Annotated in this window: 8 protein-coding genes; 4 read left to right on the plus strand and 4 right to left on the minus strand. The window is 44.9% G+C overall.

Annotated elements, in window-relative coordinates:
• Nucleotides 1-105: 105 nt before the first annotated feature.
• The 4 genes from QZ942_RS01510 to cysB form a co-directional block, all read right to left on the minus strand.
• Nucleotides 106-978 (minus strand): Tim44 domain-containing protein, encoded by an 873-nt coding sequence (locus tag QZ942_RS01510; RefSeq protein ID WP_292992798.1) that lies wholly within the window; start codon nt 976-978, stop codon nt 106-108.
• Between the two features lie 142 nt (nt 979-1,120).
• Entirely contained in the window at nt 1,121-1,549 is a 429-nt protein-coding gene (locus tag QZ942_RS01515; RefSeq protein ID WP_292992800.1) for a DUF3293 domain-containing protein, read from the minus strand.
• Between the two features lie 71 nt (nt 1,550-1,620).
• A complete protein-coding gene (locus tag QZ942_RS01520; RefSeq protein ID WP_292992802.1) occupies nt 1,621-2,172 on the minus strand; it encodes a cytochrome c in 552 nt (183 codons plus the stop codon).
• A complete protein-coding gene (gene cysB, locus QZ942_RS01525) occupies nt 2,169-3,167 on the minus strand; it encodes an HTH-type transcriptional regulator CysB (RefSeq protein ID WP_292992804.1) in 999 nt (332 codons plus the stop codon). The genes QZ942_RS01520 and cysB overlap by 4 nt, the downstream gene beginning before the upstream one ends.
• A 553-nt stretch (nt 3,168-3,720) precedes the next feature.
• On the opposite strand from cysB, the gene QZ942_RS01530 reads away from it, so the two are divergent.
• The 4 genes from QZ942_RS01530 to QZ942_RS01545 form a co-directional block, all read left to right on the plus strand.
• Entirely contained in the window at nt 3,721-3,948 is a 228-nt protein-coding gene (locus tag QZ942_RS01530; protein WP_292992805.1) for a hypothetical protein, read from the plus strand.
• 87 nt (nt 3,949-4,035) lie between these two features.
• Nucleotides 4,036-5,778 carry a nitrite/sulfite reductase gene (locus QZ942_RS01535; RefSeq protein WP_292992811.1) on the plus strand — a complete coding sequence of 581 codons (1,743 nt, stop codon included), beginning with the start codon at nt 4,036-4,038 and terminating at the stop codon, nt 5,776-5,778.
• A gap of 5 nt (nt 5,779-5,783) precedes the next feature.
• The gene (locus QZ942_RS01540) at nt 5,784-6,317 is read left to right on the plus strand and encodes a DUF934 domain-containing protein (protein WP_292992806.1); all 534 of its coding nucleotides are present in this window, start codon (nt 5,784-5,786) and stop codon (nt 6,315-6,317) included.
• Nucleotides 6,310-6,950: phosphoadenylyl-sulfate reductase (locus QZ942_RS01545; protein WP_292992807.1), on the plus strand; the 641-nt coding region annotated here is incomplete at its 3' end. The genes QZ942_RS01540 and QZ942_RS01545, both read left to right, overlap by 8 nt.

Here is a 6,950-nt window from a genome sequence, read left to right on the forward strand (position 1 = left end):
GGGGCACAAGCGACAAAAATTCGATTAAACCCCGGCCTGATCGCTTAACCAAAAACAGGTGCGTTCCGGCCGGGTTAATTCAATAACGCTATATTGCAAAATAACTTAGGAAACTTGCTGAATACCTGCCAATAACCAGGTGGCATCAGAATTTTTAAGATCTTTTTGAACATGCCAGATTTCATCAAATGCTTCCGGTTCGCCATCGGGCGCATCGCGCAGCTGACCGGTAAAGCGGACACTGGCGATTGCCAAATCATTGGTTGTTTCAACTTCCAGCAGATTGGCATCAATGAACAGTACTTCCGTTTTCTGCTGTGCGTCACCTCGCTCATTAATTTGCGCACTAATTTCTGCAAACATTTCGGGGGTTGTGTAGTCACGGATTTCGTTGACATTCCCATGATCATGCGCAGTTTGTAAGCGCATGAACGAAGCCTTCGCATTGCGTATGAACGGTTCCACTTTAAAGTCAGCCGGAATATTTGGCTGGCTGTATGCGGTTTCTCTGCTATCCGCTGTTGCAGTGCCTGCGGGTGTGGTAAATGGCGGCGTGTCAAAGCGATCTTGCGTGTTTGTGTTCGTGCCGGAATATTGCATCGAAGGTGTGGACTCTGCAGTTTTGGGTTTGCGTAACATGCGGATGATGAAGAAAATAGCGCCCGCTAATAACAGCATAATCAAAATATCTGGCATATTGATGTTCTCAAATGCACCACCCATAAAGAGCGCGGCCAGTAAACCGCCGGCTGCAAGACCTGCCAGCGCGCCACCCCATTTACTTCCACCCCCCGCAGCGGCTGCAGCAGGCGCTGCAGCCGAAGATTTCTGAGAGTTAGGCGCAGCTTGTTGTTGGTTAACAGATTGACGTTGTGTGCCTATATTTTTACCGCTTCCCATACGCTTTGCTTCCGCATCAAAAGCAAGCAATCCGAAACTGAATATAGCCAAAGTCAGAAAGGTGAGTGTTTGCTTCATAGTTGTATCTCCCAAACTGTTATTAAAGTAATGAGTATAGCACCGGGTTTGCGTTGGCAGCTACACTGAATTTTTTGATGCCCCAATATCCTATGTGGCGTTGAGTCATTTTCTGTTGAAACAAATGCTTAATCGATTGTTTCTAGCGCAGTAGGATCAAGCGGGGTATTGCATCACTATTGATCCATACAATCGCATTCTGATCATATTGCTCTCCTAATGATTGGGATGTATTCAGATCCAGTCCGGGCACAAAAAAACTTTTTTCTGCAGGCCAACTGTCAGCCGGATCAGTATTTAAGCATTCAATGATCGGATAAGAATGACGATTCAAGAAATTCCTGAGTGATTCGTGCGCAGCACAATTTTTTTCATTGCTTAACCGCCGACTGTATGGATTATAGGCGCTGATAATAGCCGCGCCAGACTGTCCCGATGAAATAAGGAGTTTTGCGAGTGGTTTTGAGTATCGATCAATTCGTAGGGAAATTGAGTCAGGGCCAGCGCCAATCCGATAATTTGCGCAAAGGTAGCTCGCAATAAGATTCTTGGCAATAACCGATTGAATCAAAGTTATGTACTTGGATAAGAAGCGGATCAGATAATCAGGCTGAGCTGAATCTTGGTATTTTACTATTCAGGTTAATGATGACTGTGCTCATGATCATGCGAGTGGTCTTTGGCTGAGTTGATGAGATTCTCATATTGCTCAGGTGTCATATGGTTCATTTTGAGAACAAAAGCCGCCATCGCCCAGATCGAATCATCATCGTGACTAAGGCCCCAGGCTGGCATGGCAGTCATTTTTAAACCATTTTTGATTACCCAGAAGTATTCTCTGATGTGTTCTAATTTCTTGATCGGATCATCGACTGATTCGCGCTGATGGAATACAGGTGCTTGTGGATACAAACCTATCGACAGTTCTGTCGGTTTCAAACCGGGAGCCAGATGGCAAGTTGTGCACATGGCATTGTAGTGTACGGCACCTATCAGCAGCAACTCAGCATTATCCAATGGTGGCACTTCCAGATTCTTGGCACGTGCTTCTATGGAGCTTTCACGGATCCATTCGATAATCTTTTCCGTGATACCCCAGTGTTTATCTGTGGCGGCCATATTGTAAGCGCCGGATCCAAGGGCAATGAATGCCAGTATGAGTGATGCCAATATCAGACTAAGAATCGTTTTCATTTTTTGACCTCAACAAATGATTGGGTGTTTGCTTTCAATGGGAATGAATTTGCAATCTCTGAGTCATCATATTTACTACTTTCCAGTTTGGCTTGAATACTGGCGTGATCAAGGTGCGGCGCAAACATTTCGATAAAATCGAAGACATAACCACGTATATAACTGTTGCGGCTGATACCGATACGTGTCGTGCTGGGTTCAAACAGATGGCTGGCATCGATAGATCTGAGATTTTTGTCTCGTTTAGGATCAAACGCCATGTTTGCCAGTATACCAACACCTAGCCCCAGTTCTACATAAGTTTTGATCACATCGGAGTCAATAGCGGTTAGCACCACATTGGGCTCCAGTCCCCGGCTTGCGAACGCCTGATTGATTTTTGAGCGCCCGGTAAAAGCAAAATCATAAGTAATGATAGGATATTGATTAATTGCTTCCAATGTGAGTTTTTTTAACTTCAGAAGCGGGTGCTTGGGTGGCACAACGACACATCGATTCCACTGATAACACGGCAGTAATATCAATTCTTGAAATTGTTCAATGGCTTCAGTAGCAATCGCAATGTCCGCTTCGCCCGAAGTGACTAAAGTAGAAATTTGCATCGGACTGCCTTGCCGCAGGATTAATTTGACTTTTGGGTAACGTTCGGTAAAGCGCTTGATCACCGGGGGTAGCGCATAGCGCGCTTGCGTGTGCGTTGTCGCAATAGTCAGTGAACCACCGGCTTCATTGGTAAATTCCTGCGCAATTTTTTTTAGATTATCGGCATCGCGAAGCATCCGGGTGGCCGTTTTTATGATCAGTTGCCCGGGTGGCGTTATTTGTACGATACGTTTACCATTGCGCAAAAAAATATCTACACCGAGCTCATCCTCAAGCATCTGAATTTGCTTGCTGATGGCGGGTTGAGAGGTATGTAATTTTTTTGCCGCTCTGGATAAATTCATATCCTGACTGGCGGTTTCACATAAATAGCGAAGTTGCTGTAGTTTCATAAGTCGTGTCAGTTAATAATAAGTGGTTATATCGATCTAACATAACATTATTTTGAATAATAAAATTGTATTGTTATGATGCTACTGGATAAAAAAAAGAAGTAGAAAGACAACTAGATGAAATCACCTATTAGGTGCGTCGTGTCAGATTTCCTGGTTGACTCCAGCACAGTCAGAGTGAGTAAATATTCTTTGTGATGTTCTTATTGTTCGTGTTTTGATATTTTGTCAGTTTAGCTAACTGTACCATTTCACATCAATTCCTATGTGAAATGGGTGTATTGCATTTTGTCTGTGATTAAACGGCAAAAGACGATTCCCGTTTCGTTTTTTGCTAGAATAGCAACATTGCTATATTTTGTCCGCAGCAGGTATCAAACTGACTCTTGAGGGTTGGAACAAAAACCGAATAGTATGATCAATGTGCAATAAATTTAAGGCGACAAATAAGAAGTTGTTTTGTGTGTCAGAATGATAAGTGGCTGTGATGGTGAGCTGCTGATTCTTTGACAGGCTTTAGCGGCTTCCCGTTAATGAAACAAAGGATTGATTGATGAGTACAAATATTGAGAATAAACCTAAACAGGTCTCATGGTTTAATGGTTGTGGCGGGCGCGTTGGTGTGGTGGTGGGTGAGAGCGGTGAACATGCTTATATTGGTATGGCATTAAGGCATGACGAGGATGATGATGTAAACCATATTATGAAGTATGGTGCTAAATTCCCCTTGGAAGCAGCATTATTGTTGCCCGTGTCCAAGCGTTATACCCAAGAATCCTAAAAGATCAGTTTAATTACTGACTAATCAAGATATTTTTGTTGCATACCTTACTGAGCATCTTTGACTGAATATGCGGGGAAACTAAAAATGTATCGCTATGATGAGTATGATCAACAAATTGTGGATGAACGTGTCAAGCAGTACCGTGATCAGGTACAGCGGCGTCTTTCCGGTGAGTTGACTGAGGAAGAATTCTTGCCTTTACGGCTACAAAATGGCTTGTATATGCAAATACATGCCTACATGTTACGTATTGCGGTGCCTTATGGTTTGATCTCGTCGAAGCAGATGCGCATGTTTGCCCATATTGCCCGCAAATATGATCGTGGTTACGGACATTTCACAACACGTCAGAATATTCAGTTTAATTGGCTAAAACTGGAAGATACGCCCGATATCTTGGCTGATCTGGCTTCGGTCGAAATGCATGCTATCCAGACATCCGGTAACTGCGTGCGCAATATTACATCGGATGAATTCGCCGGTGTGGCTCAGGATGAAGTAGTAGATCCACGTCCCTATGCAGAGATTTTGCGCCAGTGGAGCACTTTTCATCCGGAATTTGCTTATTTGCCGCGAAAATTTAAGATTGCTATCAGTGGTGGAAAAGAAGATCGTGCTGCTGTTTATGCGCATGACATTGGCTTATCCGTGACAAAAAATGCGCAAGGCGAAATCGGTTTCCGGGTGCTGGTGGGTGGAGGATTGGGGCGTACGCCGATCATAGGCAGTGAGATTTGTGAATTTGTGCCCTGGCAGCATATTTTGACGTATGTAGAATCCATTTTGCGAATCTATAACCAATATGGACGCCGGGATAATAAATATAAAGCGCGTATCAAGATACTGGTAAAGGCGTTAGGGATTGATGAGTTTAAACGTCAAGTTGAAGCCGATTGGGCGGATCTCAAGGACGGCCCCGGCACTTTAACCAGTGAGGAAGTCAATCGTGTCGCCACTTTCTTTACGGATCCGGCTTATGAAAAACTAACCGATCATGATTCGCAACTGAATGAATTCAAGGCGGATAGCCGCTCATTTTCCAACTGGATGTTACGCAATGTTAAAGCACACCGCGTTCCAGGGTATGCGATTGTTGTTTTGTCGTTGAAGAAACCAGGCAGTGTACCCGGGGATGCTACGGCTGAACAGATGGAAGTCATCGCAGATTTGGCGGATCGTTATAGTCTGGGTGAATTACGCATCACGCATAAACAAAATCTGGTATTGGCGGATGTCCGGCAGAAAGATTTGATTCGGTTATGGCAAGAAGCTACCGCACAGGAACTGACCGCCCCCAATATTGGTTTACTGACCGATATCATCAGTTGTCCTGGCGCGGAGTTCTGCACGTTGGCCAATGCGCGTTCCATACCGTTGGCGCAATTGATTGCCGAGCGTTTTGAGGATTGGGATTTTCAGCATGATATTGGTGAGATATCACTGAACATCTCGGGCTGTGTCAATGCTTGTGGGCAGCATCATATCGGTAATATCGGCATTACCGGAGTGGAAAAGAAAGATCACGATGAATGGTATCAGGTATCACTGGGCGGTGCTGAAGGTAACCTGAGTTCGATTGGTAAGATTATCGGCCCATCCTTTACATTTAATCAGGTGCCTGAAGTGATTGATCGTCTGCTTCAGGTTTATCTGCGCGAGCGGTTGGAAGCTGAAAGCTTTATTGATACCGTGCGCCGTATTGGTCATGCGCCTTTTAAAGAGCATGTGTATACGACGGATTTTGCGGTAGCGGAAGAAGAAACTGCCGACAAACATGTCGTGGCTCCTGCGCGATATTCAGTGCCTTATTTTTCCCCAAGGTTTTAGTCAAGATGATAATAAAAAATAAAACAATCGTTGCAGATGATTGGACTGTTCTCCGTTTAAATGAACAGGAGTCAGCTGAAAATGTAACGGTTGCGGAAGGTAAGGTGATTGTTCCATTGCAAGTGTGGCTGCAGCAACGTGATGCATTGCAACAACGTGCTGAAATTGGTGTTTGGCTGGCGAGTGCCGAGCGGCCGGAAGATTTGAAAGGTGATATACACAAATTTTCTGTGATTGCAGTTGATTTTCCGAAATTCTCAGATGGCCGCGGATATTCAATCGCCTATAACCTGCGCGCGCGCCTCGGATATGCGGGGGAATTACGGGCGATCGGTGATGTCTTGCGTGATCAATTATTTTATATGCAGCGCGTGGGTTTTGATGCTTTTGCAACACGTCCGGATCGTAACATTGAAGACGCATTAAAAGGATTGACTGATTTTTCTGAAGTTTATCAAACTTCTTTTGATCAGAAACTGCCATTATTCCGGCGAGTGCAGCGCAAGGGAAATCCGGTGGTGGATATGGCTAATGAGTGAGTTGCAGCAAAGGATTGAACAGGTTGTTGCAATTCTGACCGAAACAGTGCGCGACTTTGCACCGGTTACATTTGCGAACAGCCTGGGTGCCGAGGATATGGTGTTGACTGATATCATTGACCGGTATCAACTCGCTATTGATATGTTCAGTCTGGATACTGGGCGGTTGCCGCAAGAAACCTATGATTTGATGCAAACAGTGCGTGAACGGTACAAAACGACGCTGCGCATCTATTTTCCCAATGTAAAACAAGTGGAAGCCTATGTTTCCGAGAATGGCGTCAATGGTTTCTATCAAAGCATCGAGCTGCGTAAAGCCTGTTGCCATATCCGTAAAGTAGAGCCATTACGCCGCGCTTTACAAGGTAAGCGTGCCTGGGTGACTGGGATACGGCACGAGCAGGCAACCAGCCGATTGAGTTTGAAGGTATCTGCCTATGATATGGGCAATCGTATGCAAAAGGTGAATCCGTTGCTGGAATGGTCTAACGCGGAAGTCTGGGAATATCTGAAGCACTATGAAGTGCCTTATAACAAGCTGCACGATAAGTTTTATCCCAGTATCGGTTGCGCACCTTGCACGCGTGCGATTACACCGGGTGAAGACATCCGTTCCGGACGCTGGTGGTGGGA

Origin of the sequence: Nitrosomonas sp., from assembly GCF_021731985.1 — a bacterium.
Lineage (GTDB): Bacteria > Pseudomonadota > Gammaproteobacteria > Burkholderiales > Nitrosomonadaceae > Nitrosomonas.